At 65.5% G+C, this 23436-nt stretch carries 29 protein-coding genes, 1 tRNA gene and 1 other RNA gene; 17 read left to right on the top strand and 14 right to left on the bottom strand.

Annotated features, from left to right (window positions below; translation table 11 throughout):
* Nucleotides 1-63: 63 nt before the first annotated feature.
* Genes ubiH through NAV27_RS01015 form a run of 3 tightly spaced genes read right to left on the bottom strand, consistent with a single transcriptional unit; the run spans nt 64 to nt 3149 of the window.
* On the bottom strand, nt 64-1242 hold the full coding sequence (gene ubiH, locus NAV27_RS01025; protein WP_102828051.1) for a 2-octaprenyl-6-methoxyphenyl hydroxylase: 1179 nt from the start codon (nt 1240-1242) through the stop codon (nt 64-66).
* A gap of 1 nt (nt 1243) precedes the next feature.
* Nucleotides 1244-2578: a Xaa-Pro aminopeptidase gene (gene pepP, locus NAV27_RS01020; RefSeq protein WP_102828052.1), complete on the bottom strand. Its 1335-nt coding sequence runs from the start codon at nt 2576-2578 to the stop codon at nt 1244-1246.
* Between the two features lie 16 nt (nt 2579-2594).
* Nucleotides 2595-3149, bottom strand: a complete 555-nt coding sequence (locus NAV27_RS01015; protein ID WP_054093931.1) for a YecA/YgfB family protein — start codon at nt 3147-3149, stop codon at nt 2595-2597.
* 119 nt (nt 3150-3268) lie between these two features.
* Between NAV27_RS01015 and NAV27_RS01010 the strand changes: the two genes are divergently transcribed.
* The 4 genes from NAV27_RS01010 to NAV27_RS00995 all read left to right on the top strand — a co-directional run bounded on the left by NAV27_RS01010 (nt 3269) and on the right by NAV27_RS00995 (nt 4607).
* Complete coding sequence (locus tag NAV27_RS01010) at nt 3269-3478, top strand: TIGR02449 family protein (protein WP_008569326.1); 210 nt, start codon at nt 3269-3271, stop codon at nt 3476-3478.
* On the top strand, nt 3475-3786 hold the full coding sequence (locus NAV27_RS01005; RefSeq protein WP_008569325.1) for a cell division protein ZapA: 312 nt from the start codon (nt 3475-3477) through the stop codon (nt 3784-3786). The genes NAV27_RS01010 and NAV27_RS01005 overlap by 4 nt, the downstream gene beginning before the upstream one ends.
* Before the next feature lie 33 nt (nt 3787-3819).
* A non-coding RNA gene (gene ssrS / locus NAV27_RS01000) (6S RNA) lies at nt 3820-3998 on the top strand.
* A gap of 6 nt (nt 3999-4004) precedes the next feature.
* Nucleotides 4005-4607 (top strand): 5-formyltetrahydrofolate cyclo-ligase, encoded by a 603-nt coding sequence (locus NAV27_RS00995; protein WP_102828053.1) that lies wholly within the window; start codon nt 4005-4007, stop codon nt 4605-4607.
* Nucleotides 4608-4640: 33 nt separating this feature from the next.
* Here NAV27_RS00995 and NAV27_RS00990 read toward each other — a convergent pair whose 3' ends face one another.
* Complete coding sequence (locus NAV27_RS00990) at nt 4641-4781, bottom strand: hypothetical protein (RefSeq protein WP_008569323.1); 141 nt, start codon at nt 4779-4781, stop codon at nt 4641-4643.
* 193 nt (nt 4782-4974) lie between these two features.
* Between NAV27_RS00990 and NAV27_RS00985 the strand changes: the two genes are divergently transcribed.
* Nucleotides 4975-5424: an EVE domain-containing protein gene (locus NAV27_RS00985; RefSeq protein WP_102828054.1), complete on the top strand. Its 450-nt coding sequence runs from the start codon at nt 4975-4977 to the stop codon at nt 5422-5424.
* A 9-nt stretch (nt 5425-5433) separates the two neighbouring features.
* Here NAV27_RS00985 and NAV27_RS00980 read toward each other — a convergent pair whose 3' ends face one another.
* Complete coding sequence (locus NAV27_RS00980) at nt 5434-5838, bottom strand: flagellar basal body-associated protein FliL (RefSeq protein WP_008569321.1); 405 nt, start codon at nt 5836-5838, stop codon at nt 5434-5436.
* A gap of 190 nt (nt 5839-6028) precedes the next feature.
* Between NAV27_RS00980 and NAV27_RS00975 the strand changes: the two genes are divergently transcribed.
* Complete coding sequence (locus NAV27_RS00975) at nt 6029-7009, top strand: NADPH:quinone oxidoreductase family protein (protein WP_102828055.1); 981 nt, start codon at nt 6029-6031, stop codon at nt 7007-7009.
* A gap of 64 nt (nt 7010-7073) precedes the next feature.
* Here NAV27_RS00975 and secB read toward each other — a convergent pair whose 3' ends face one another.
* The 3 genes from secB to NAV27_RS00960 are packed head-to-tail and all read right to left on the bottom strand — an operon-like array spanning nt 7074 to nt 8278.
* Nucleotides 7074-7559, bottom strand: coding sequence for a protein-export chaperone SecB (gene secB / locus NAV27_RS00970; RefSeq protein ID WP_102828056.1), 486 nt, complete (start codon nt 7557-7559; stop codon nt 7074-7076).
* 48 nt (nt 7560-7607) lie between these two features.
* On the bottom strand, nt 7608-7862 hold the full coding sequence (gene grxC / locus NAV27_RS00965) for a glutaredoxin 3 (RefSeq protein ID WP_102828057.1): 255 nt from the start codon (nt 7860-7862) through the stop codon (nt 7608-7610).
* A 2-nt stretch (nt 7863-7864) separates the two neighbouring features.
* Nucleotides 7865-8278, bottom strand: a complete 414-nt coding sequence (locus NAV27_RS00960) for a rhodanese-like domain-containing protein (protein WP_102828058.1) — start codon at nt 8276-8278, stop codon at nt 7865-7867.
* A 143-nt stretch (nt 8279-8421) separates the two neighbouring features.
* Between NAV27_RS00960 and gpmI the strand changes: the two genes are divergently transcribed.
* From gpmI to NAV27_RS00930, 6 genes are all read left to right on the top strand, one after another.
* Nucleotides 8422-9972, top strand: coding sequence for a 2,3-bisphosphoglycerate-independent phosphoglycerate mutase (gpmI, locus tag NAV27_RS00955; protein ID WP_102828059.1), 1551 nt, complete (start codon nt 8422-8424; stop codon nt 9970-9972).
* Between the two features lie 133 nt (nt 9973-10105).
* Nucleotides 10106-11359: a murein hydrolase activator EnvC family protein gene (locus NAV27_RS00950; protein WP_102828060.1), complete on the top strand. Its 1254-nt coding sequence runs from the start codon at nt 10106-10108 to the stop codon at nt 11357-11359.
* A 26-nt stretch (nt 11360-11385) separates the two neighbouring features.
* Entirely contained in the window at nt 11386-12723 is a 1338-nt protein-coding gene (locus tag NAV27_RS00945) for a S41 family peptidase (RefSeq protein WP_102828061.1), read from the top strand.
* Complete coding sequence (locus NAV27_RS00940; RefSeq protein ID WP_102828062.1) at nt 12720-13529, top strand: divergent polysaccharide deacetylase family protein; 810 nt, start codon at nt 12720-12722, stop codon at nt 13527-13529. The genes NAV27_RS00945 and NAV27_RS00940 overlap by 4 nt, the downstream gene beginning before the upstream one ends.
* 109 nt (nt 13530-13638) lie before the next feature.
* Nucleotides 13639-14082 carry an NfeD family protein gene (locus tag NAV27_RS00935; protein ID WP_043295210.1) on the top strand — a complete coding sequence of 148 codons (444 nt, stop codon included), beginning with the start codon at nt 13639-13641 and terminating at the stop codon, nt 14080-14082.
* Nucleotides 14083-14146: 64 nt separating this feature from the next.
* Entirely contained in the window at nt 14147-14989 is an 843-nt protein-coding gene (locus NAV27_RS00930) for an SPFH domain-containing protein (protein WP_369805884.1), read from the top strand.
* A gap of 32 nt (nt 14990-15021) precedes the next feature.
* On the opposite strand, the gene NAV27_RS00925 is transcribed toward NAV27_RS00930, so the two are convergent.
* From NAV27_RS00925 to hisB, 6 genes are all read right to left on the bottom strand, one after another.
* Complete coding sequence (locus NAV27_RS00925; RefSeq protein ID WP_077682287.1) at nt 15022-15774, bottom strand: substrate-binding periplasmic protein; 753 nt, start codon at nt 15772-15774, stop codon at nt 15022-15024.
* Between the two features lie 91 nt (nt 15775-15865).
* Entirely contained in the window at nt 15866-16636 is a 771-nt protein-coding gene (hisF, locus tag NAV27_RS00920) for an imidazole glycerol phosphate synthase subunit HisF (RefSeq protein ID WP_008569309.1), read from the bottom strand.
* A gap of 95 nt (nt 16637-16731) precedes the next feature.
* Nucleotides 16732-17475 carry a 1-(5-phosphoribosyl)-5-[(5-phosphoribosylamino)methylideneamino]imidazole-4-carboxamide isomerase gene (gene hisA, locus NAV27_RS00915; protein ID WP_102828064.1) on the bottom strand — a complete coding sequence of 248 codons (744 nt, stop codon included), beginning with the start codon at nt 17473-17475 and terminating at the stop codon, nt 16732-16734.
* Between the two features lie 36 nt (nt 17476-17511).
* Nucleotides 17512-17772, bottom strand: a complete 261-nt coding sequence (locus NAV27_RS00910) for a DUF2164 domain-containing protein (protein WP_054093920.1) — start codon at nt 17770-17772, stop codon at nt 17512-17514.
* The gene (gene hisH / locus NAV27_RS00905) at nt 17772-18410 is read right to left on the bottom strand and encodes an imidazole glycerol phosphate synthase subunit HisH (RefSeq protein ID WP_054093919.1); all 639 of its coding nucleotides are present in this window, start codon (nt 18408-18410) and stop codon (nt 17772-17774) included. The genes NAV27_RS00910 and hisH overlap by 1 nt, the downstream gene beginning before the upstream one ends.
* Nucleotides 18410-19003, bottom strand: coding sequence for an imidazoleglycerol-phosphate dehydratase HisB (gene hisB / locus NAV27_RS00900; RefSeq protein ID WP_043295197.1), 594 nt, complete (start codon nt 19001-19003; stop codon nt 18410-18412). The genes hisH and hisB overlap by 1 nt, the downstream gene beginning before the upstream one ends.
* Nucleotides 19004-19141: 138 nt before the next feature.
* Here hisB and NAV27_RS00895 point away from each other — a divergent pair, with 138 nt between their 5' ends.
* The 5 genes from NAV27_RS00895 to NAV27_RS00875 all read left to right on the top strand — a co-directional run bounded on the left by NAV27_RS00895 (nt 19142) and on the right by NAV27_RS00875 (nt 23402).
* Nucleotides 19142-19540 carry an acetyl-CoA sensor PanZ family protein gene (locus NAV27_RS00895; RefSeq protein ID WP_043295195.1) on the top strand — a complete coding sequence of 133 codons (399 nt, stop codon included), beginning with the start codon at nt 19142-19144 and terminating at the stop codon, nt 19538-19540.
* Nucleotides 19541-19658: 118 nt separating this feature from the next.
* Nucleotides 19659-21881: an AsmA family protein gene (locus NAV27_RS00890; RefSeq protein ID WP_102828065.1), complete on the top strand. Its 2223-nt coding sequence runs from the start codon at nt 19659-19661 to the stop codon at nt 21879-21881.
* Nucleotides 21878-22945 carry an A/G-specific adenine glycosylase gene (gene mutY / locus NAV27_RS00885; RefSeq protein ID WP_102828066.1) on the top strand — a complete coding sequence of 356 codons (1068 nt, stop codon included), beginning with the start codon at nt 21878-21880 and terminating at the stop codon, nt 22943-22945. Before NAV27_RS00890 ends, mutY begins: the two co-directional genes overlap by 4 nt.
* On the top strand, nt 22942-23214 hold the full coding sequence (locus NAV27_RS00880; protein WP_043295191.1) for an oxidative damage protection protein: 273 nt from the start codon (nt 22942-22944) through the stop codon (nt 23212-23214). The genes mutY and NAV27_RS00880 overlap by 4 nt, the downstream gene beginning before the upstream one ends.
* 112 nt (nt 23215-23326) lie before the next feature.
* A tRNA-Phe gene (locus tag NAV27_RS00875) sits at nt 23327-23402 on the top strand.
* Nucleotides 23403-23436 lie beyond the last annotated feature (34 nt).

Genomic DNA, 23436 nt, shown 5'->3' with positions numbered 1-23436 from the left:
TCTCCCGGGCTGCCGCGGCTGCGGCGTGAATCTAGGTGGAATGACAGGACCGCCGCGTGCGACCTAGCCGACGCGCGTGCCCAGCCCCATCGCCTGACGGGCGAACCAGTGCTTGGCTGGGGGCAGCAGGTCGAGCCCGAGCAGGCCGAGGCCCCGCCCGGTGGACATCAGCGCAGCCGAGTCGCCGAACAGCCGGGTGACCTGATCGGAGAAACCGACGGTCAGCAGCTGGTCGCGCTGCTGGCGCTCGGCATAGCCGCGCAGCACCGCGAGATCACCGAGCTCAGCCGGGCTGGCGAGCAACGCGGCGCTCAGTGCATCCACATCGCGCAGTGACAGGTTGTAGCCCTGTCCGGCAATCGGGTGCAGGCTGTGCGCGGCATTGCCCAGCACCACCAGTCCGGCACGCACCTGCTCCTCGGCCTCGACCAGCGCCAGCGGATACAGATGCCGCGTACCGACCTGGCGGAACGCGCCGAGGCGATAGCCGAAGGCCTGCTGCAACTCGGCGAGGAACTGCACTTCGGGCAGTGCCGCCAACCGCGCCGCCTCTGCCGGCGGGCGCGTCCAGACCAGCGCACAGCGGTTGTCGCGCACCGGCAGCAGCGCCATCGGGCCGTCCGCGGTGAAACGCTCGAAGGCCAGCCCGTCATGCGCGCGCGCCGGACTGACATTGGCGATCAGCGCGCTCTGCCCGTAGGAACGACGCTCGACATGGATGCCCAGCTGCTCGCGCAGACCGGAGCGGCCGCCGTCGGCCAGCACCGCCAGCGCGCAATCCAGCTCTCGTCCGTCGGCCAGCGTCAGGCGATAGCCGCCGTCGGTCGGCTGCAGCTTCTGCACCTCGGCCGGGCAGTCACGCAGCACCACCCGTTCGTCCAGTGCGTGCCACAGGCAATGGCCGATCCAGGCGTTCTCGACCACATAGCCCAGCGCCTCCACGCCCTCGTCGACGGCATCCAGTCGCGCGGCAGCGAAGCGCCCACGCTCGGATACGTGGATCCGGCGGATCGGCTCGGCACGCTCGGCGATCCGCGGCCACACGCCAAGCCGCTGATAGATCAGTCGAGTGCCCCAGGACAGCGCAGTGGAACGCGCGTCATAGCTCGGCTGGTATTCGTGCCCCGGCTGAAACGGCTCGATCAGGTGAATCCGCCAGCCCCGCTCGCGCGCACCATCCTGCAACGCCAGCGCCAGGCTGGCGCCGACCAGGCCGCCGCCGATGATCGCCAGGGTCTGCATGTCAGGCGACCTGCTCGCGCGCGGCGGCCATCAGCGCCTCGATCTCGGCGACGCTCTTCGGCACGCCGGTGGTGAGAATCTCGCAGCCGGTCTGGGTGACCACCACGTCATCCTCGATGCGCACGCCGATGCCGCGCCACTTCTTGGCCACGTTCTGGTTGTCGGTGGCAATGTAGATGCCCGGCTCCACGGTCATCGCCATGCCCGCTTCGAGCACGCGCCACTCGCCGCCGATCTTGTAGTCGCCGACGTCGTGCACATCCATGCCCAGCCAGTGGCCGGCGCGATGCATATAGAAAGGTTTGTAGGCCTCGCTGGCGATCAGTTCGTCGACCTCGCCCTGCAACAACCCCAGCTCCACCAGCCCGGCGGTGATCACCCGCACCGTGGCTTCGTGCGCCTCGTTCCAGTGCTTGCCGGGTGCGATGTGCTTGAAGGCTTCTTCGTTGGCCTTCAGCACCAGCTCGTAGATCGCCTTCTGCTCGGGCGAGAACTTGCCGCTGACCGGGAAGGTGCGGGTGATGTCGCTGGCGTAGCAGTCGATCTCACAGCCGGCATCGATCAGCACCAGATCGCCGTCCTTGAGCGGCGCATCGTTCTCGCGGTAATGCAGGATGCAGGCGTTCCTGCCAGCGGCGACGATGCTGCCGTAGGCCTGCATCTTCGCTCCACCTTTGCGGAACTCGTAGTCCAGTTCGGCTTCAAGGTGGTATTCGAACAGCCCGGCGCGGCTGGCCTGCATCGCACGAATGTGCGCACGCGCGGAAATCTCCGCGGCGTGCTTCATCACCTTCACTTCGTTGCTCGACTTGTACAGGCGCATGTCGTGCAGCAGGTGATCGAGCGCGACGAACTCGCTCGGCGGCTGCGCGCCTTGGCGGGCCTTGGCGCGGATGGTCTTGATCCACTCCATGAGCCGGTGATCGAAGGCCTCGTTGGTGCCGATGGCGTAGTAGACGCGCTCGCGCCCTTCGATCAGGCCAGGGAGGATGTCGTCGATATCGCCGATGGGGAAAGCGTCGTCGGCGCCGTAGGTCTTGATGGCGCCGTCCTGACCGGCGCGCAGGCCGTCCCACAGCTCACGCTCGGGATCGCGCTCGCGGCAGAACAGCACGTATTCGCCGTGCTCACGCCCCGGGATCAGGGCGATCACCGCCTCCGGCTCGGGAAAGCCGGAGAGGTACTGGAAATCACTGTCCTGGCGGTAGACATGCTCGACATCGCGGTTGCGGATATACATCGGCGCGGCGGGCAGGATGGCGATGCTGTTGGGTTCCATCTGCGCCATCAGCGCCGTGCGCCGACGGGCGAATTCCGACTTCGGGATGCGGGTCATGGGGCGGGAGACTTCCTCAGTGCAGGGACGGTTTGGCCGCCGGTTCGAGCGGCTTGGCGCATTCGGTGAACAGCAATACGGGGGCGACGCGCAGGTACTCCATGACCTCCATGTAATCGCTCTCGCCTTCTTCGGACTCTTCCAGGGCATCCTGGATCTGCGCGATGGCGGACAGATCCTGCAGCACCTCCATCGCTTCGGCGCTCAAGGCGCGATCACCGGCGATCAGCCCGAAGCCAGCGAGAAAGCCCTGGCACCACTGCCCCAGAGCCACCGCACGCTCGGCCAGCGGTGCGTCGTCGTTGGGCAGCAGCAGCACGACGGCGATGTCCTCGCCGGCCAGCTCGCCCTTGACCATCTCCTGCAGGCCGATCAGCGCCTGCCGCACACTGCCTTCGGGCATCTCGCCAAGCAGATCGGCGGCATCAGCCAGCCAGGGATCGACCGCGAAGTCGGCGCCGGCGCAACTGCGCCCCAGCAGCAGGCCGTGCAGTTCGGCGGGGGAAACGGCTTGGGCGCTGCCCGCCAGCAAGGTGGCGAAGGCGGCGTAGGGGGAATTCTGAATCGACATGGGCGGCTAGGCGCACGGGGGCGCAATGACTAGAATGAAGGCCTCGTATCCTAGCACCGGCGGCCGAGACAAGACCATCGGCGCCCGCAGGAACCAGCCCCGCGCGCCATAGGAAGCCCATGGAAGACGCCGATCTGCGATTGCTGACCGCCAAGCTGGAACAACTGCTCCAGCGCATCGAGCAACTCAAGGCACAGAACCACCTGCTGCTGGCCAACGAGCGGGCCTGGCGCGAAGAGCGCGCTCATCTGATCGAAAAGAACGAATTGGCTCGATTGAAGGTCGAATCGATGATTTCGCGCCTGAAAGCCCTGGAGCAGGACTCATGACCCAGCCGAACACCACCACCGTGCACATCATGGACAAGGAATATTGCATTTCCTGTCCGGCCGAAGAACGCAGCAATCTGGAAAACGCCGCGCGCTATCTGGATCGCAAGATGCGCGAGATTCGCAGCAGCGGCAAAGTCATCGGCGCCGACCGCGTGGCGGTGATGGCCGCGCTGAACATCACCCACGAACTGCTGCATCGCAATGATCGCCTGGACGCCGAAGCCAGCAGCGCCCGCGAGCATGTGCGCATGCTGCTGGAGCGCGTGGACAGCGCCCTGGCCGCCGACCCGAATCCCGGCAGCTGATGAACGGTCGACAGATTGAGGTATAATCCGCGCCACTCCCTGGCATGTTTGCCAGTCGGCGATGACCCTCTCCCGATAAGCAATACCACGGAGGCTACAAGTGGGACCGGTGTGCATGTCCGCCTGACGGAAAGCCTGAAGGTTCTCTGTAGTCGCCACCTTGAACTCTCGGGTTCAAGGGCCTACGCCGGCAGCGGCATGCTGGGGAGTCATTTTTCATGATCGCAGCGGAAGGCCTCACACGCGCCGCGCTGCGCCGCAAATTGCGTGAAGCACGCCGGGCGCTTTCGCCCGCCGAGCAACGCCTCGCCGCCCGCCGCCTGTACCGCCAACTGGCCCAGCATCCGCTGTTTCGCCGAGCGCGGCATATTGCGCTGTATCTGCCCAACGATGGCGAGATCGACCCTCGACCGCTGCTGCGCGAAGCCCAGCGCCGCGGCAAGGCGACCTACCTGCCGATACTCAATCCCTGGCCACGGACGCGCATGGTGTTTCAGCAGGTAAGTGCCGGCGAACAGCTCAAGCCGAACCGTTTCGGCATTGCCGAACCACGACACTGCGCCAAACGACAGCGCGCCGCGTGGACGCTCGATCTGTTGCTGATGCCGCTGGTGGGGTTCGACGAGAGCGGTGGGCGCCTCGGAATGGGCGGCGGGTTTTACGATCGCAGCCTGGCGTATCGCTCTAGGCGCAAAAAAAGTCACAAACCGACCCTATTGGGCCTTGCGCATGAGTGTCAGAAGGTGGATCGGCTGACGCTGGCCAGCTGGGATGTGCCGCTACAGGCCACGGTGACGGACCGGCGCTGGTACGCGCGATGAGCTTTCCTGCGCCGCATCCGTGCGGCGCATTCTTCAGCGACTCTGTTGCTGGACGACAGGCGCGACGCTGGCGTCGCTCTGGCGTTCCCAGAGGCTCTGCGTGTAGCCCGTGGTGACCACGCCGAGTCCGAAGATAAGTACCAATACCCAAAGAATGTCTGGCTTGCGCTTCATCTGATCGCCTCCCCCTGCCAGGCGAATCTGCCGTCGAGTTGACGTGCTTTATCGTTCTAGAGCCCGATACGCCACTCAACAGCCGCGGCATTTTCCGTTAAGCATCGAGCGGGCGCAAACCTGCGTTGCCACCGACCGTAGGGGAAATTTGCCATCATGGCCTTATCGAACCGCCGAGGGGAGAGCAAACTCCATGCCGTATTGGTTGATGAAGTCCGAACCGGATGAATTTTCCATCCTTGATCTCGAAAAACAGCACCAGGCGCGCTGGGATGGCGTGCGCAACTACCAGGCGCGCAACTTCCTGCGCGCGATGGCCGAAGGCGACCTGTTCTTCTTCTACCATTCCAGCTGCGCGGTGCCGGCAATCGCCGGCATCGGCCGCATTGTCCGCCCGGCCTATGCCGATCCGACGGCGCTGCAACCCGACAGCCCTTATTTCGACGCCAAGGCCAGCGCGGAGAAGAATGCCTGGAGCGCGGTCGACGTCGCCTTCGTCGAGCGTTTCGCCACGCCGGTCACGCTGCCCCGGCTCAAGGCTGAGGCCGCACTTGCACAACTGCCGCTGGTACAAAAGGGCAGCCGGCTTTCGGTCATGCCGGTCAGCCCCGCCGAATGGGCCGCCGTACTCGCACTGCGTTGAGCACGCGGTTCACTGGATGATCAGGTTGTTGAACAACAGGTCCTCCACCAGCGGCTGCCCCTCCTCCTGAGTGAGAACCTCGCGCACCTGCTTCAATGCTTCTTGGCGCAGTTTTTCCTTGGCCTCGACGCTGCCGAGGCTCTCATCGGTCTGCTGCGAAAAGAGCATGACCAGCTGATTGCGGATCAGCGGTTCATGATGCTTGACCTTGTCCTCGGCCTCCTTGCTGGCGATGCGCAACGCGACGTCGGCCTTGTAGTACTTGAGCCGCTCGCCGGAACCATAGTTACCGACCATCGCCGGTACCAGCGCGTAATAGAGCGTTTGCGGACCTGCCTCTTCGGCAGCGGGGGAATTGGCCATGGCCGGCGCGGCCAGCGTCAGGGCGATGAAAAGAAACAGAATGCGCTTCACGGTGCTGCTCCGCAGGAATCGGTCGCCAGCATAACCAGACCCCGGCCTCGACCCAAGCCCCCGCTTATACGCCGGCATTACAGGGGGCGATGCTCGTTGTACCCCGGTACTAGCCTTCTAGACTGCATGGCGCGGTAACCGCGACTACGCGGCGCTGCGCGCGCCATCCGCTCATCACGAAGGAAATCCGATGAAAGCTGTCCTGTGCAAAAGCTTCGGCCCGGCCGAGAACCTGGTCGTCGAGGAAGTCGCCAGCCCGACGCCCAAACCCAACGAGATCCTCCTCGACGTCCACGCTGCCAGCGTCAATTTCCCCGACACCCTGATCATCGAAGGCAAATACCAGTTCAAGCCCCCGCTGCCGTTCTCACCCGGCGGCGAGGCGGCCGGCGTGGTTGCCGCGATTGGCGCCAAGGTCAGCCATCTAAAGGTCGGCGACCGGGTCATGGGACTGACCGGCTGGGGCAGCTTCGCCGAGCAGGTGGCGGTACCGGCGTACAACGTACTGCCGATTCCGGCGCAGATGGATTTCGCCACCGCGGCCGCCTTCGGCATGACCTACGGCACCTCGATGCATGCACTCAAGCAGCGCGCCAACCTGCAACCAGGCGAAACCCTGCTGGTGCTCGGTGCGGCCGGCGGTGTTGGCCTGGCGGCGGTAGAGATCGGCAAGGCAATGGGTGCCCGAGTGATTGCCGCCGCTTCCAGCGCCGAGAAACTGGACGTGGCGAAGCAGGCCGGCGCCGACGAACTGATCAACTACAGCGCCGAGAGCCTGCGCGACCGACTGAAGGAGCTGACCGGTGGTCAGGGCGTGGACGTAATCTACGATCCGGTCGGCGGCAAGCTGTTCGAGGAGGCGTTTCGCAGCATTGCCTGGAACGGCCGCATGCTGGTGGTGGGGTTCGCCGCTGGTGGCGATATTCCGGCGCTGCCGGCCAACCTGCCGCTGCTCAAGGGTGCGGCGCTGGTCGGTGTGTTCTGGGGCGCGTTCGCCCAGCGTCAACCGCAGGACAACGCCGCCAACTTCGAACAACTGTTTGCCTGGCATGCCGAAGGCCGACTGCGGCCCCTGATCTCGCAACGCTTTGCCCTGGAGCAGACCGCCGAGGCGATTGCCCAGCTCGGGCAGCGCAAGGCGATGGGCAAGCTGGTGGTGCAAGTCCGCTGACGGGCCGGCAGCGGACGAGAGTGGCTGGCCTGCTGGCGAGCCACTCCGCCCATGCGGCAACGGATCAGTGCTGGGCCTGTCCGGCCTCTTGCTGCATGCGCGCCATTTCCTGGGCGTAGAGCGCATCGAAGTTCACCGGAGCCAGCATCAGCGCCGGGAACGAGCCGCGGGTGACCAGGCTGTCCAGGGTTTCACGGGCGTAGGGGAACAGGATGTTCGGGCAGAAGGCACCGAGCGTGTGGCTCATGGACGCGGCGTCCAGGCCCTTGATCAGGAAGATGCCGGCCTGCTGCACTTCGGCGATGAAGGCGACTTCTTCGCCGGTCTTGACGGTGACCGAGAGCGTCAGCACCACTTCATGGAAATCGCCTTCCAGCGCCTTCTGCCGGGTGTTCAGGTCCAGCGAGACGCCGGGATTCCACTCCTGGCGGAAGATTTCCGGGCTCTTCGGCGCCTCGAACGAAAGGTCGCGAACATAGATGCGCTGCAGGGAGAATTGCGGTCCCTGCTCGTTCTGCGCCGCAGCGCCGTTGTTTGCTTGTTCGGTCATATCTGAGCCTTCTGTTGTGCGTGTCGTATTAGAGGTGCCTGGGGGCGGTCACGCCTGCAGCAACGGATCGAGCCGGCCGGCGCGCTCCAGCGCAACGAGGTCGTCACAGCCACCGATGTGCCGCTCGCCGATCCAGATCTGCGGCACCGATGTACGCCCGGCCTTGCTGGCCATCTCGGCGCGCAGCGTCGGGTTGCCGTCGACGGGAATTTCTTCGTAGGCCACGTTCTTGCTGTCCAGCAACGCCTTGGCGCGCAGGCAGTACGGGCACCAGGCGGCGGTATAGATGACGACGTTGGGCATGTTCACTTGACCACGGGGAGGTTGTCGCCGCGCCAGCTGGAAATCCCTCCCGCCAGCTTGACGGCAGTGAAGCCCGCCTTCTGTAGCTCACGGCAGGCCGTTCCGGCGTGCTGGCCCATAGCATCGACCACAATGAGCGTCTTGGCCTTGTGCTTTTCCAGCTCGCTGGTGCGGCTGACCAGCTTGTCGTGCGGAATGTTCAATGCATCGACGATGTGGCCGGTGTCGAACTCCTTCTTCGGCCGCACGTCCAACACCACGCCTTCGCCACTGTTGACCAGCGCGGTCAGCTCGCGGGTACTCAGGCTCTTGCCACCCTTGCGGGCCTCGGTAATGGCCAGCAGGACCAGCAGCGCCACGAAGATCGAGACGAGTACATAGTGGTTAGAGGCAAATTCAATCAGGTTAGCGAGCATCAACAGGTACCCAGGCGATAAAATGCGGGCCAGTATACACAGGCCCCCAGCCCGGCTGAACCCTGCCCAATCGTGACCTCGGCCCGGCCAGCCAGTAGACTGGCGGCCTTTTTTACCCCGCCCTTCGCAAGGAGCCCGAACGCATGTCTGCCGTGCCTACCGCCGTGCCCAAACCCCTGGTTCTGATCATTCTCGACGGCTTCGGACACAGCGACAGTCCCGAGTTCAACGCCATTCATGCGGCCAACACCCCGGTCTACGATCGTCTGCGCGCCACCCAGCCGCACGGCCTGATCTCCGGCAGCGGCATGGACGTCGGCCTGCCGGACGGACAGATGGGCAATTCCGAGGTCGGCCACATGAACCTCGGTGCTGGCCGCGTGGTGTATCAGGATTTCACCCGCGTCACTAAGGCGATCCGCGACGGCGAATTTTTCGCCAATCCGACCATCTGCAGCGCGGTAGACAAGGCGGTCGCCGCCGGTAAAGCGGTGCACATCCTCGGCCTGCTTTCCGACGGCGGCGTGCACAGCCATCAGGATCATCTGGTCGCGATGGCCGAACTGGCGGCCCAGCGCGGCGCCGAGAAAATCTACCTGCACGCCTTCCTCGACGGTCGCGACACGCCGCCGAAAAGCGCCCAGAGTTCGATCGAACTGCTCGACGCAACCTTCGCCCGCCTCGGCAAGGGCCGCATCGCCAGCCTGGTCGGGCGCTACTTCGCGATGGATCGTGACAATCGCTGGGACCGCGTCGAGCAGGCCTATCGGCTGATCGTCGATGGCGTGGCCGAATACCGCGCCACCTCTGCCGTGGACGGCCTGAACGCCGCCTACGCGCGCGGCGAAAGCGACGAGTTCGTCAAGGCCACCGCCATCGGCGAAGCGGTACGCGTGGAGGACGGCGATGCCGTGGTGTTCATGAACTTCCGCGCCGACCGCGCACGCGAGCTGACCCGTACCTTCGTCGAGCCCGATTTCAAGGAGTTCCAGCGCGCCCGCGTGCCGCAGCTGGCCGGCTTCGTCATGCTGACCCAGTACGCCGCGAGCATTCCGGCGCCGGCTGCCTTCGCTCCGGAAGCGCTGACCAATGTGCTCGGCGAATACCTGGCCAAGAACGGCAAGACCCAGCTGCGCATCGCCGAGACCGAGAAGTACGCACACGTGACCTTCTTCTTCTCCGGCGGCCGCGAGGAGCCGTTCGAGGGCGAGGAGCGCATCCTGATCCCGTCGCCGCAGGTCGCCACCTATGACCTGCAACCGCAGATGAGCGCACCGGAAGTCACCGACCGCATCGTCGACGCCATCGAGAACCAGCGTTACGACGTCATCATCGTCAACTACGCCAACGGCGACATGGTCGGTCATACCGGCGTGTTCGGCGCCGCGGTCAAGGCAGTCGAATGCCTCGACCACTGCGTCGGACGCATCGTCGCCGCGCTGGACAAGGTCGGCGGCGAAGCGCTGCTGACCGCCGACCACGGCAACGTCGAGCAGATGGAAGACGCCATGACCGGCCAGGCGCACACCGCGCATACCTGCGAGCCGGTGCCGTTCATCTATATAGGCAAGCGCCACGTTCGCATTCGCGAAGGCGGTGTGCTGGCCGATGTGGCGCCGACCATGCTGACTATGCTGGACATGCCGGTGCCGGCGGAGATGACCGGACGCTCTATCGTCGAACTGAACGACTGAAGGCGGCCAGCGGCGCGCGCACGGTCCGCCCGCCGCTCCGCTCGTCCACCTTTGCCTGCGGTTGCAGCTTGCAGCTTGCAACCGCTTTTTTCGGCATACTACGCCGGTCATAACGCTCGGTTGACGCCCTCCCATGCCTCGCTCCCTTCTCGTTCTCGCCCTCCTCTGCCTGCTCGGCACGGCTAACGCCGACGAACGCGCCGCCGCGCGCCAGCAGATCGAAGCCGCGCGCCAGGACATCGCCGAACTGCAGAAGCTGCTCAAGCAGATCGAGCAGGAAAAATCCGGCGTGCAGAGGCAGCTCAAGACCACCGAGAGCGAGATGGGCGAGCTGGAAAAGCAGGTCGATACCCTGCAGCAGGAAATCGACCGCAGCGAGGCGGAGCTGGACCGGCTCAACGAAGAGAAAACCACGCTCGAAGGCGCGCGCCTCGAGCAGCAGCGCCTGATCGGCACCCAGGCCCGCGCCGCCTACCAGAACGGTCGTCAGGAATACCTCAAGCTGCTGCTGAACCAACAGAACCCGGAAAAATTCAGCCGCACCCTCACCTATTACGACTACCTGAACAAGGCCCGTTTCGAGCAGGTGGCGAACTTCAACGAGACGCTGCGCCAGCTGGCCAACGTCGAAGCCGGTATCGAGGAGCAGCGCTCCAAGCTGGCGCAACAGCAGGACGGCCTGCGCGAACGGCGCGACCAACTGGCCGAAGTGCGCAAGGAGCGCCAGCAGGCGCTCGCCAAACTCAGCAGCGATTTTTCCACCCGCGAACAGAAGTTGCAGGCCCGCCGACAGGAACAGGCGCAGCTGGAACGCGTGCTCAAGACCATCGAGGAAACCCTGGCACGACAGGCGCGCGAGGCCGAGCAGGCCCGCCAGCGTGCGCTGCTTGCCGAACGCGAGCGCCAGCAGCAACAGCGTCAGGCCGGCGTGAAGGTCACCCCCGGCCCGCTGGTTTCCAGCAGCGGTGCCAGCTTCGGCGGCCCGTTCGCCAAGGCCAAGGGCAAGCTGCCGTGGCCGGTCGACGGCCGTTTGGTCGCCCGTTACGGCACTCCGCGCGGCGGCGACGCTCGAACCAAATGGGATGGCGTACTGATTGGCGCCGCCGTCGGCAGCCAGGTGCGCGCCGTGCATGGCGGCCGCGTGGTCTTTGCCGACTGGCTGCGCGGTGCCGGCCTGCTGGTGATTCTCGACCACGGCAACGGCTACCTGACGCTGTACGGACATAACCAGAGCCTGCTCAAGGACGCTGGTGATATCGTCAAGGCCGGCGAGCCGATCGCCACCGTGGGAACCAGTGGCGGCCAGGAAGCGGCCGCGCTGTATTTCGCCATCCGCCAGCAAGGCCGCCCCAGCGACCCCGCTCAATGGTGCCGCGCGCAAGGTTAGCGCCGCCCTCACAATTGGAGTTCGACATGCTGCACCTGCGCCGTTTCGCCCAACCCTCCACGCTCGCCCTGGCCGTAGTGCTGGGGCTGCACGGCAGCGCCTGGGCGCAGCAGCCGGCGGCTGAGCCGGCAGCTCCAGTGGCGCTGGAGGCATCGAAGAACAAGGCGCCGCTGCCACTGGAAGAGCTGCGCACTTTCGCCGAGGTGCTGGACCGCATCAAGGCCGCCTATGTCGAACCGGTCGACGACAAGACGCTGCTGGAAAACGCCATCAAGGGCATGCTCAGCAACCTCGATCCGCATTCGGCCTATCTCGAGCCCGAGGCCTTCGCCGAACTGCAGGAAAGCACCAGCGGCGAGTTCGGTGGTCTGGGTATCGAGGTGGGCCAGGAGGATGGCCTGATCAAGGTCGTCTCGCCGATCGACGATACCCCGGCCTCGCGCGCCGGCATCGAGGCCGGCGACCTGATCGTCAAGATCGATGGCAAGCCGACCAAGGGCCTGTCGATGATGGACGCCGTCGCGCTGATGCGCGGCAAGCCCGGCAGCAGCATCACCCTGACCCTGGTGCGCGAGGCCGGGCGGCCGTTTGACGTCAAGCTGACGCGCGCGGTGATCAAGGTGCAGAGCGTCAAGAGCCAGCTGCTCGAACCCGGCTATGGCTACCTGCGCATCACCCAGTTCCAGATCAACACCGGCGAGGAAGTCGGCAAGGCGCTGGCGCGCCTGAAGAAGGCCAACGACGGTAAGAAGCTCAGCGGTCTGGTGCTCGACCTGCGCAACAACCCCGGCGGGGTGCTGCAGGCGGCTGTCGAGGTGTCCGACCACTTCCTCACCAAGGGCCTGATCGTCTACACCAAGGGCCGCATCGCCAATTCCGAACTGCGCTTCAATGCCGATCCGGCCGATGCCAGCGAGCATGTGCCGCTGGTGGTGCTGATCAATGGCGGCAGCGCCTCGGCCTCGGAGATCGTCGCCGGCGCGCTGCAGGATCACAAGCGCGGCGTGGTGATGGGCACCGACAGCTTCGGCAAGGGCTCGGTGCAGACCGTGCTGCCGCTGAACAACGACCGCGCCCTGAAGCTGACCACCGCGCTGTACTTTACCCCCAACGGCCGTTCCATCCAGGCCCAGGGCATCGTGCCGGACATCGAGGTCGCGCGTGCCAAGCTGACCCGCGAGCAGGCCGGCGACAATCTGCGCGAGGCGGATCTGGCCGGCCACCTGGGTAACGGCAACGGCGGCCCGGATCGTCCGAGCAGCACGCAGGTGGTCAGCGATTCGCCACGCCCGCAGGACGATGATTATCAGCTGGGCCAGGCGCTCAACCTGCTCAAGGGACTGAACCTCACCCGCGGTCAATGACCGGCGCCTGCCGTCGCACCGCACTGCGCCTGGGCCTGCTGCTCGGCCTGCTGAGCAGCGCGGCGCTGGCCGGCGGTCTAGCAGACGCCACGCCCGCAACCGCCGCCAGGCCGGCGCGGCTGAGCCTGATCATCGACGATCTCGGCCAGCATCCCGCGCGCGATCGCCGCGTTCTGGCGCTGCCGGGGCCGGTGGCGCTGGCGATCCTGCCGGATACCCGTCACGCCACCAGCCTCGCCGAACAGGCCCACCGCGCCGGCAAGACCGTGCTGCTGCACTTGCCGATGGCGCCCGCCAACGGTCGCTTCGCCTGGCAGCCAAACCTGCCGCGCGCCGAGCTCCAGAGCCGACTGCAGGCGGCACTGCTGGCGGTGCCATACGCCAGCGGCGTGAACAATCACATGGGCAGCGTCATGACCACGCAGCCGCAGGCGATGACCGAGCTGATGCGCGAACTGCAGCGGCGCCATCTGTTCTTTCTCGACAGCCGCACCAGCCCACGCACCGTCGCCGCCGCCAGCGCCCAGCGCGAGCAGCTGGCAAGCCTGTCGCGCGACGTCTTCCTCGATGACGATGCCAGCCCGGAGGCGGTTGCCGAACGCTTCCAGACGGCGATCGCTCTGGCGCGTCGACAGGGCTCGGTGGTGCTCATCGGCCATCCGTACGACAGCACGCTGGCACTGCTGGAGCGCGAGCTACCTCGTCTGGCCGCGCTCGGTATCGAGTGGATCGATATCGGCCAGATGATCGCCATCCGCGGCAACCGGGCGGTGGCGGCCCACGGCAGAGGTGGGATTTATCGCTGAGCCCTGCGCAAAAGCGGTGAAGTCGACGTGCTGCCAGCCCAGCCTGCGTATAACCTAGGCCGGCATCCGGTCGGAGCGACCGGAGCACGACTCTGCCGCAGGGAAACGCATGGATATTCAATGGTGGTACTGGATCGTCGCGGGCGCCGTGCTGATTCTCATGGAATTGGTGGTGCCCTCGTTCTTCATTCTCTGGTTCGGCGTCGGCGCGCTGCTAGTCGCGCTGGCGATGTGGCTGCTGCCCGATCTTTCGCTGACCGCGCAGATCGCGCTGTGGAGCGGCGCGTCACTGGTGATGGTTGCGCTCTGGTTCAAGCTGTTCGCCGGCGCCCGGCTGAAGACGCAGTCCGGCACCGCGCAGGGCGAGGTCATCGGTGAGGTAGGTCTGCTGGTCAGCGCAGTCGCCCCCTTCCAGCATGGCAAGGTGCGCTTCCAGAAGCCGATCCTCGGCAGCGAGCAGTGGAACTGCATGGCCGATGAAGCGATTCCCGCCGGCGAGCGGGTGCGCATCGTCGCCTTCGACGGCAACAGCGTGAAAGTCGCCCGGGCCTGACGCGGCTCGCGGTGCAAGCGGAACAACTCACTCAACAAGGAAGCTGTTTATGACACCCGGTCTGATCACTGCGATCGTCGTTGTGGTACTCGTCCTCACCACCATCGCCAAGGGCGTACGCCTGGTTCCGCAGGGCGACGAATGGATCGTCGAGCGCCTGGGCCGTTATCAGCGCACGCTGATCCCCGGCCTCAACATCCTCATCCCGTACATGGACAACGTCGCCTACAAGCTGGTGACCAAGGACCAGATTCTCGACATCGAGCAGCAGGAGGTGATCACCAAGGACAACGCGGTGATCCTTACCAATGCGCTGTGCTTCGTGAAGGTCACCGATCCGGTTAAGGCGGTCTACGGCGTCACCGATTACAAGTCGGCGATCTCCAACCTGACCAAGACCACCCTGCGCCAGATCATCGGCGAGATGGAGCTGGACGAGGCGCTGTCCTCGCGCGACATCATCAAGGCCAAGCTGCGCGACAGCATGGCCGAGCAGGCTGGCGACTGGGGGCTGACGGTCAAGGGCATCGAGATTCAGGACATCTCGCCGTCCGAATCCATGCAGCGCGCGATGGAGATGCAGGCGGCTGCCGAGCGCGAGCGCAAGGCCACCGTCACCCGCGCCGAAGGTGCCAAACAGGCGGCGATCCTCGAGGCCGAAGCCCGCCTGGAGTCGGCCAAGCGCGACGCCTCGGCGCAGGTGGAACTGGCTACCGCCTCGGCCACGGCGATCCGGCTGGTTGCCGAAACCATCGGCAGCGACAGCGGACCGATGATGTATCTGCTCGGCGAGAAGTACATCGCCTCGCTGGAGAGTCTTGCCGGCAGCGGCAACGCCAAAATGGTGGTGCTGCCGGCCGACCTGCAGGCGACGCTGGGCGGGCTGCTCGGCAAGGCCAAGCTGTAACACCGGGGCGCCTGCGCGGCGCCCCTCGGTTGCTATTGCAGGTAACGCGCGTTGATCGCCTCGACCACGCCCTCGGCGCGCATCTGATCCAGAGCCTGCTGCAGTTGCTGCACGATCTGCTCGTCGGTCTGCTTGTTCAGCGCCAGATAAAGCTCGGCGCTTTCGAAGCGCAGCACGCGCTTGAGCCCGGTGACGCCGTCCTGCCGCGCCAGGAAGCGTCCGGCCGGATCGCCGGTGGCCCAGAGGTCGATCTTGCCGTCCATCAGCTTGCGGACGTTTTCCTGGTCGCGTAGCGCCAGCTCCGGCTGCAGCCCCTGCGCTTGCAGATGCTCGCCGATCGCATCGCCTTTGTAGGCGCCCACACGGTACTGACGGACCTGTTCCAGACTGGTCACACTGATCGGGCTGTCGCCCCGTGCCAGCAGCACCCAATCGTCCGGACCGATCGGGCCGACCCACTTGAACAGCGCCTCGCGCTCGGGCAAGCGCGCGGTGACGAATACCCCATAGTTGGCCTGCTCCAGCGCCATGCCGTAGATCCGTTCCCAAGGGAAACGCAGCGTCAGCGTGTACTCGATGCCGGCACGCTTGAACATTTCGCGCACGATGTCGGCGGCGATGCCGGTGATGTGCTCGTCACGGGCGAAGTTCTTGCCGTCGTCCGCCATGTTGTAGGGCGGGAAGTTTTCCGTCAGCAGGTCGATCTTCGCCGGCGTCTGGGCATGGGCTTGCACGGCGCCGAACAGCAGCGCCGCGGCCGCGAGGGAAATGACAGCTCTGAACATGCGTGAATCCTCTTTTTTTGTGCTTATCCGCATTACCGCGGACGTGTCCATGTATCGAGAGCGAGGCCTTTCGCTCGGTAGCACGCCGCGATCAGCGCATCACGATGCCGCGGGCGGCAAGGTAGGCCTTGGCTTCCGGGATGGTGTATTCGCCGAAGTGGAAGATGCTCGCGGCCAGCACCGCATCGGCCTTGCCCTCGAGGATGCCGTCGGCCAGGTGCTGCAGGTTGCCGACGCCACCGGAGGCGATCACCGGGATGCACAGCGCTTCGCTGATGGCGCGGGTTACGCCCAGGTCGTAGCCGCTCTTCACGCCGTCCTGGTCCATGCTGGTGAGCAGGATCTCGCCGGCGCCCAGGGCTTCCATCTTCTTCGCCCATTCCACCGCGTCCAGCCCGGTGGGCTTGCGTCCGCCGTGGGTGAAGATCTCCCAACGACCGGGCTCGCCCGGCGCGGAGACCTTCTTGGCGTCAATGGCAACGACGATGCACTGCGAGCCGAAACGGTCCGCAGCCTCGCCGACGAAGTCCGGGTTGAACACCGCGGCGGTGTTGATCGAAACCTTGTCGGCACCGGCGTTGAGCAGATTGCGGATGTCCTGCACGGTACGCACGCCACCACCCACGGTCAGCGGGATGAACACCTGGCTGGCCATGCGCTCGACGGTATGCAGGGTGGTGTCGCGGTTGTCGACGCTGGCGGTGATGTCGAGGAAGGTAATCTCGTCGGCGCCCTGCTCATCGTAGCGGCGGGCGATCTCCACCGGATCGCCGGCGTCGCGGATGTTCTCGAACTGGACGCCCTTGACCACGCGGCCGTTGTCCACGTCGAGGCAGGGAATGATGCGTTTAGCCAGGGCCATGGTCGATCTCTCTCGTAGGGTGGACAACCGTGCAGCGTTGTCCACCGGGTCACCGGACGCATGGTGGACAAGCGAAGCGTTGTCCACCCTACGGCTTATTCGTCCTTGGTCTTCAGGTCGCAGAGCGCCTGCGCCTCGGCCACATCCAGCGTGCCTTCGTAGATGGCGCGGCCGGTAATGGCGCCGATGATGCCCGGGTTGCGGGTGTCGAGCAGCTTCTGGATGTCACCGATGTTGTGAATGCCGCCGGAGGCAATCACCGGGATGCGGCTGGCATTGGCCAGGGCCACGGTCGCCTCGACGTTGCAGCCCTGCATCATGCCGTCCTTGGCGATGTCGGTGTAGACGATCGCCGAGACGCCATCGGCCTCGAAGCGGCGGGCCAGATCGGTGGCCTGCACGCTGGAGACTTCCGCCCAGCCATCAGTGGCGACGAAGCCGTCCTTGGCATCCAGACCGACGATCACCTTGCCCGGGAAGGCCTTACACGCCTCGCTGACGAACTCCGGCTGCTTGACCGCCTTTGTGCCGATGATCACGTAGCTGACGCCGGCGCGTACGTAGTGCTCGATGGTTTCCAGGGTGCGGATACCGCCGCCGATCTGGATCGGCAGGTTCGGGTAACGCTTGGCGATGGCTGTGACCACCTCGCCGTTGACCGGCTGGCCTTCGAAGGCGCCGTTGAGGTCGACCAGATGCAGGCGGCGGCAGCCGGCCTGGACCCACTTGGCAGCCATGGCCACCGGGTCGTCGGAGAACACCGTGGCGTCGTCCATCAGGCCCTGGCGCAGACGTACGCAGGCGCCGTCCTTGAGATCGATAGCGGGGATAATCAGCATGGCTTGAACCTGTTCAAATCAAGTGTCGGTTAAGGGTCAGCTCTTCTCGAGCGCCCACAAGTCGCTTTCGATGCTCTCGAACCGTTCCTTCAGGTGGCTCTGCACGTCGAAGATCGCCTTGTTGTAATACAGCGGCGCGATTTCCCGGGCGAACAGATCGAGCACTTCCTGCGCCTCGAACGAGCCCAGCTCGAGTTCGAACCGCTCTTGCAGAAAGCGCTTGATGACCTGTTGCGCCGCCTGCTCCTGAGCGGCATCCAGCGTCAGGACCGGCGGCCTGCCCTTGGCCCGGCTCATTACCAGCGGCCATCCCAGGCGGCGAAGTTCTGCAGCAGCTGCAGGCCGTGGGTGTGGCTCTTCTCCGGGTGGAACTGCACGGCGAAGCGCGGGCCATCGGCCAGCGCGGCGGCGAAGTCCTTGCCGTAATGGCCGCGACCGACCACCTGGCGCGGATTGCCGGCCTCGATGTAATAGCTGTGCACGAAGTAGAAGCGGGCGTTGTCCGGGATGTTGTGCCAGAGCGGATGGTCGACCACCTGCCTGACCTCGTTCCAACCCATGTGCGGCACCTTCAGGTGCTCGCCGTCCTCGTGCAGGTCCTTGCCGAAGAAGCGCACCTGACCGGGGAACAGACCGATGCAATCGACGCCGTCGTTCTCCTCGCTGCGCTCCATCAGCGCCTGCATGCCGACGCAGATGCCGAGGAACGGACGGTCCTGGCTGACTTCGCGGACCAGTTCGTCGAAGCCCAGACGGCGAATCTCGGCCATGCAGTCACGAATCGCGCCGACGCCGGGAAACACCACGCGGTCGGCTTCACGGATGACCTGCGCATCGCTGGTGATCAGCACGCGGCCAGCGCCGACGTGCTCCAGCGCCTTGGCCACCGAGTGCAGGTTGCCCATGCCGTAGTCGATGACGGCGACGGTCTGCATTACAGGCACCCTTTGGTGGACGGCATCTGCCCGGCCATGCGCGGATCGAGCTCGATGGCCATGCGCAGCGCGCGGCCGAAGGCCTTGAACACGGTTTCGATCTGGTGGTGGGTGTTGGTGCCGCGCAGGTTGTCGATGTGCAGGGTCACCAGCGCGTGATTGACGAAGCCCTGGAAGAATTCCTGGAACAGGTCGACGTCGAACTTGCCGACCACCGCGCGGGTGTAGGGCACGTTCATGGTCAGACCGGGACGCCCGGAGAAGTCGATCACCACGCGCGACAGCGCCTCGTCCAGCGGCACGTAGGAATGCCCGTAGCGGGTCATGCCTTTCTTGTCGCCGATGGCCTTGGCGAAAGCTTGGCCGAGGGTGATGCCGACGTCCTCCACGGTATGGTGGTCGTCGATGTGCAGGTCGCCGTTGCACTCGATATCCAGGTCGATCAGCCCGTGACGGGCGATCTGGTCGAGCATGTGCTCGAGGAAGGGCACGCCGATGGCGAAGCGCGCCTTGCCGGTGCCATCCAGATTGATGGTGACCTTGACCTGGGTTTCCAGGGTGTTGCGCTCTACGCAAGCCGTACGTTCGGACATCCAACAGCTCCGCTGATCGTGGGGCGAAAAGGGCTGCATTATAGGCCCAAATGCCGCAGCGGGGATATGCCGCGCCGTGCGGCCCGCTGCCTTCGGCGGTATGCTTGGCGTCACTCCGCCAGCAGTCGTCAGGTCAACATGCCCGTCTACGTCGAAACCGTTACCCAACCCAGCCCGCAGGATCGCAGCGACCTGGCGAAGATCTATGCCGACGCCCCGGCCTGGCTGCTCACCCCCCATGCCAGTGCCGAAGCGCTGATCGAGTCGGCGCTGGCCGACGGCAGCCTGATCGCCGGGCGCTTCAACGATCGCCTGCTCGGCGCCGCCGTGCTGCAGCGTGGAGACAGCGTCTGGCGCCTGTCGCACCTGTGCGTGCGCAAGCTCACCCGCCAGCGCGGCGTCGGCCGCCGGCTGCTGGAAGAAACCCAGCGCCTGGCAGCGCAAGCCGGCAAGCCGCTGCGCCTGGCAGCACCCGCCGGCCACCTGGAGGCCAGCGCACTGGCGGCGCGTCTGCACCTGCCGCTGGACCCGCTCTGACCGGACGCGGAACCCGCTCCCGGTCAGCCACTCCAAAGCCGACCGTGCGCCGAACGTGGCGCTGGCACAGGGCTATACTTCGCCTCTTTTCAGAACGCTCTAATACAAGGATTGGTCCATGAAATCGCTCGGCAAAATCCTGGGTCTGGTCATTCTCGGGCTGTTGCTGATCGTCGTGGCGGCAGGGTTCGCCCTGACCCACCTGTTCGATCCCAACGACTACAAGGACGAAATCCGCCAGCTGGCGCGCGACAAGGCCGGCCTGGAACTCACCATCAACGGCGACATCGGCTGGAGCCTGTTCCCCTGGCTGGGCCTGGAGTTGCACGAGACCACGTTGGCGAGCACACAGACGCCCGACCAGCCGCTTGCCGACCTGCGCATGCTCGGCCTCTCGGTGCGCGTACTGCCGCTGCTGCAGCGCGAAGTGCAGATGAGCGACATCACCGTCAACGGCCTCAACCTGACCCTCAGTCGCGACCAGCAGGGCCGCGGCAACTGGGAAGGCATCGGCCAGCCGCCAGCACAGCCCGCCACCCCCCAGCCGGCACCGGCCGTCGCGACGCCGGCCGAGCCAGCCGAGCCCGCTGCGGGCAAAAGCGGCAAACCGCTCAAGCTGGACATCGACAGCCTCACCGTCAGCGACGCCCGGGTCACCTATCAGGATGCCCGCAGCGGCCAGCAGTACAGCGCCGAAAGCATCGAACTGAGTACCGGCGCGATCCGCGAAGGCAGTGCCATCCCGCTCAAGCTCAATGCCTTCTTCGGCAGCAACAAGCCGGTGATGCGCGCCCGTACCGAACTGCAGGGCGCGCTGCGCTTCGACAACCAGCTCAAGCGTTACCAGCTCGAAGACTTGCGCCTGAGCGGCGAGGCCTCGGGTGAGCCGCTGCAGGGCAAGACCCTGAACTTCAGCGCCCAGGGTCAGCTGCTGGTCGACCGCGCCGCGCAGGTCGCCGAATGGAACGGCCTCAAGTTCACCGCCAACGAGCTGCGCGGACTCGGCGAACTGAAGGTACGTGACCTGGACGGCCAGCCCAAGCTCGGCGGCGCGCTGACGGTGGCGCAATTCAACCTGCGCCAGTTCCTCGAAGGCATCGGCCAGCCGCTGCCGGTCACGGCCGATAGCGGCGCACTGAGCAAGATCGAGCTAATGAGCCGCCTGACCGGCAGCCAGAACAGCCTGATCCTCGAAGAGGCCACCCTGAAGCTGGACGACAGTACTTTCACCGGCACCCTCGGCCTCAGCGACTTCGCGCGTCAGGCCCTGCGTGTGGAACTCAAGGGCGATCGCCTCGACCTCGACCGCTACCTGCCGCCGGTTGCCAAGGAAACCGCACAGGACACCGCGCGCCAGGGCGAAGTGAAGGCCAGCGAGGCCGCGGCGCTTGGCAACGGCACCACGCCGTTGCCAGACAAACCGACCCAGCACGCCTGGAGCAGTGAAAAGCTGCTGCCGATCGAGCGCCTGCGCAGCCTGGACGGCAACCTCGATCTCAGCGTCGGCAGCCTCACCCTGCGCAAGCTGCCGCTGGAGAACTTCGTGCTCAAGGCGCGCGGCAAGGGCGGCCTGCTCGACTTGCAGACGCTGCGCGGCAATCTCTTTGGCGGCCGGGTGGAAAGCGCGGCGAGCCTCGATGTTCGCCCGGCGCTTGCGCAACTGAGTATGCAGATGCAGCTCAGCAGCATACCGGTCGAACGCCTGCTGGAAAGCCAGGGCGAGAAAGTCACGCTCAAGGGCCAGCTCAACCTCGACAGCGACCTGCACACGCAGGGCAACAGCCAGAAGGACTGGATCGACAACCTCAACGGCAAGGCCGGCTTCCTCGTCGACAACGGCGTGCTGGTCGATGCCAACCTCGAACAGCAGCTGTGCCGCGCCATCGCCACCCTCAACCGCAAGCCGTTGACCAGCGAGCCACGCAGCAAGGACACACCGTTCCGCGAGCTGCGCGGCAACCTGAGCGTACGCGACGGCGTCGCCAGCAACCCCGACCTCAAGGCCAGCATTCCCGGCCTGACGGTCAACGGCAACGGCGATGTCGACCTGCGCGTGCTGGGCATGGACTACCGCGTCGGCATCCTCGTCGAGGGCGACAAGGGCGCCATGCCGGACCCCGCCTGCCAGGTTAACGAGCGCTACGTAGGCATCGAGTGGCCGCTGCGTTGCCGCGGCCCGCTGGAGCTGGGCGCCAAGGCCTGCCGCTTCGACAAGGACGCATTGGGCAAGGTCGCCGGAAAGCTGGCCGGCGAGAAGCTCAACGAGAAGATCGAGGAGAAGCTCGGCGACAAGGTCAGCCCGGAACTCAAGGACGCGCTCAAGGGCCTGTTCAAACGATGAGTCCCGAGCAGTTCGGCGCGGCGGTCCTCGACTGGTTCGACCGCCACGGCCGCAAGGATCTGCCCTGGCAGCAGGGCATCACGCCGTACCGGGTGTGGGTGTCGGAGATCATGCTGCAGCAGACCCAGGTCAGCACCGTGCTCGGCTACTTCGACCGTTTCATGGAAGCGCTGCCCACCGTCGAAGCGCTGGCCGCCGCCGGCGAGGACGAAGTGCTGCACCTGTGGACCGGCCTCGGCTACTACAGCCGCGCACGCAATCTGCACAAGACCGCCAAGCGCATCGTGGCCGAACATGGCGGCGTATTTCCGGCCGATGTCGACCAGCTCGCCGAGCTCCCCGGCATCGGCCGTTCCACCGCCGGAGCCATCGCCAGCATCAGCATGGGCCTGCGCGCGCCGATTCTCGACGGTAACGTCAAGCGCGTGTTGGCGCGCTATGTCGCGCAGGATGGGTATCCCGGCGAGCCGAAGGTTGCGCGTCAGCTGTGGGAAGTCGCCGAGCGCTTTACCCCACAGCAACGGGTCAACCACTACACCCAGGCGATGATGGACCTCGGTGCCACGCTGTGCACCCGCAGCAAGCCGAGCTGCCTGCTTTGTCCGCTGAAGGACGGCTGTCGTGCCCACCTGCTCGGACGTGAAACCGCGTTCCCGGTGCCCAAACCGCGCAAGGCGCTGCCGCAGAAGCGCACCCTGATGCCACTGTTGGCCAGCCGCGAGGGTGCCATCCTGCTCTACCGGCGCCCGCCCAGCGGACTCTGGGGCGGCCTCTGGAGCCTGCCGGAGCTGGGCGGTCTGGCCGCCCTCGACACGCTGGCCGAACGCCACGCACTGCAGCTCGGCGAGCGTCGCGAGCTGCCCGGGCTGACGCACACGTTCAGCCACTTCCAGCTCGCCATCGAACCCTGGCTGATCGAGGTCAAGTCCGCCGCCGGCGCCGTGGCCGAGGCCGACTGGCTCTGGTATAACCTCGCCACCCCGCCACGCGTCGGCCTTGCCGCGCCGGTGAAGAAACTGCTCAAGCGCGCCAGCGCCGAATTGAACGCAGGAGAAATGCCATGACCCGCACCGTGATGTGCCGCAAGTACCAGCAAGAACTCCCCGGCCTCGAGCGCCCGCCGTATCCGGGCGCCAAGGGCGAAGAGATCTATAACAACATCTCCCGCAAAGCCTGGGACGACTGGCAGAAACACCAGACCATGCTGATCAACGAGCGCCGGCTGAACATGATGAACGCCGAAGACCGCAAGTTCCTCCAGGGCGAGATGGACAAGTTCTTCTCTGGCGAGGATTACGCCAAGGCCGAAGGCTACGTGCCCCCGAGCGAATAACCCGGCGCAACCGCCAATCCATGCATCGCGACGCTAAGCGCCCGTCCAGGTTAAATTTTTTCCTGGGCGCGCTTGACAGGCAAAAGCCAAATCCGTCTAATAGCGCCCCGTTGCCCAGGTAGCTCAGTCGGTAGAGCAGGGGATTGAAAATCCCCGTGTCGGCGGTTCGATTCCGTCCCTGGGCACCACCTTTCGTTTTCAGGTGGTGCCAGCATCACCCGA

This window comes from Stutzerimonas degradans (assembly GCF_024448505.1).
GTDB classification, from domain to species: domain Bacteria; phylum Pseudomonadota; class Gammaproteobacteria; order Pseudomonadales; family Pseudomonadaceae; genus Stutzerimonas; species Stutzerimonas degradans.
Note: the sequence above shows the minus strand (reverse complement) of the source record. Positions and strands in the feature narration are given on the sequence as shown.

Excerpts from the sequence above, each read along its gene's own strand:
- ubiH (WP_102828051.1), bottom strand. The coding sequence starts at position 1,242 with ATGCAGACCCTGGCGATCATCGGCGGCGGCCTGGTCGGCGCCAGCCTG.
- pepP (WP_102828052.1), bottom strand. The coding sequence starts at position 2,578 with ATGACCCGCATCCCGAAGTCGGAATTCGCCCGTCGGCGCACGGCGCTG.
- NAV27_RS01015 (WP_054093931.1), bottom strand. The coding sequence starts at position 3,149 with ATGTCGATTCAGAATTCCCCCTACGCCGCCTTCGCCACCTTGCTGGCG.
- NAV27_RS01010 (WP_008569326.1), top strand. The coding sequence starts at position 3,269 with ATGGAAGACGCCGATCTGCGATTGCTGACCGCCAAGCTGGAACAACTG.
- NAV27_RS01005 (WP_008569325.1), top strand. The coding sequence starts at position 3,475 with ATGACCCAGCCGAACACCACCACCGTGCACATCATGGACAAGGAATAT.
- NAV27_RS00995 (WP_102828053.1), top strand. The coding sequence starts at position 4,005 with ATGATCGCAGCGGAAGGCCTCACACGCGCCGCGCTGCGCCGCAAATTG.
- NAV27_RS00990 (WP_008569323.1), bottom strand. The coding sequence starts at position 4,781 with ATGAAGCGCAAGCCAGACATTCTTTGGGTATTGGTACTTATCTTCGGA.
- NAV27_RS00985 (WP_102828054.1), top strand. The coding sequence starts at position 4,975 with ATGCCGTATTGGTTGATGAAGTCCGAACCGGATGAATTTTCCATCCTT.
- NAV27_RS00975 (WP_102828055.1), top strand. The coding sequence starts at position 6,029 with ATGAAAGCTGTCCTGTGCAAAAGCTTCGGCCCGGCCGAGAACCTGGTC.
- secB (WP_102828056.1), bottom strand. The coding sequence starts at position 7,559 with ATGACCGAACAAGCAAACAACGGCGCTGCGGCGCAGAACGAGCAGGGA.
- grxC (WP_102828057.1), bottom strand. The coding sequence starts at position 7,862 with ATGCCCAACGTCGTCATCTATACCGCCGCCTGGTGCCCGTACTGCCTG.
- NAV27_RS00960 (WP_102828058.1), bottom strand. The coding sequence starts at position 8,278 with ATGCTCGCTAACCTGATTGAATTTGCCTCTAACCACTATGTACTCGTC.
- gpmI (WP_102828059.1), top strand. The coding sequence starts at position 8,422 with ATGTCTGCCGTGCCTACCGCCGTGCCCAAACCCCTGGTTCTGATCATT.
- NAV27_RS00950 (WP_102828060.1), top strand. The coding sequence starts at position 10,106 with ATGCCTCGCTCCCTTCTCGTTCTCGCCCTCCTCTGCCTGCTCGGCACG.
- NAV27_RS00945 (WP_102828061.1), top strand. The coding sequence starts at position 11,386 with ATGCTGCACCTGCGCCGTTTCGCCCAACCCTCCACGCTCGCCCTGGCC.
- NAV27_RS00940 (WP_102828062.1), top strand. The coding sequence starts at position 12,720 with ATGACCGGCGCCTGCCGTCGCACCGCACTGCGCCTGGGCCTGCTGCTC.
- NAV27_RS00935 (WP_043295210.1), top strand. The coding sequence starts at position 13,639 with ATGGATATTCAATGGTGGTACTGGATCGTCGCGGGCGCCGTGCTGATT.
- NAV27_RS00925 (WP_077682287.1), bottom strand. The coding sequence starts at position 15,774 with ATGTTCAGAGCTGTCATTTCCCTCGCGGCCGCGGCGCTGCTGTTCGGC.
- hisF (WP_008569309.1), bottom strand. The coding sequence starts at position 16,636 with ATGGCCCTGGCTAAACGCATCATTCCCTGCCTCGACGTGGACAACGGC.
- hisA (WP_102828064.1), bottom strand. The coding sequence starts at position 17,475 with ATGCTGATTATCCCCGCTATCGATCTCAAGGACGGCGCCTGCGTACGT.
- NAV27_RS00910 (WP_054093920.1), bottom strand. The coding sequence starts at position 17,772 with ATGAGCCGGGCCAAGGGCAGGCCGCCGGTCCTGACGCTGGATGCCGCT.
- hisH (WP_054093919.1), bottom strand. The coding sequence starts at position 18,410 with ATGCAGACCGTCGCCGTCATCGACTACGGCATGGGCAACCTGCACTCG.
- hisB (WP_043295197.1), bottom strand. The coding sequence starts at position 19,003 with ATGTCCGAACGTACGGCTTGCGTAGAGCGCAACACCCTGGAAACCCAG.
- NAV27_RS00895 (WP_043295195.1), top strand. The coding sequence starts at position 19,142 with ATGCCCGTCTACGTCGAAACCGTTACCCAACCCAGCCCGCAGGATCGC.
- NAV27_RS00890 (WP_102828065.1), top strand. The coding sequence starts at position 19,659 with ATGAAATCGCTCGGCAAAATCCTGGGTCTGGTCATTCTCGGGCTGTTG.
- mutY (WP_102828066.1), top strand. The coding sequence starts at position 21,878 with ATGAGTCCCGAGCAGTTCGGCGCGGCGGTCCTCGACTGGTTCGACCGC.
- NAV27_RS00880 (WP_043295191.1), top strand. The coding sequence starts at position 22,942 with ATGACCCGCACCGTGATGTGCCGCAAGTACCAGCAAGAACTCCCCGGC.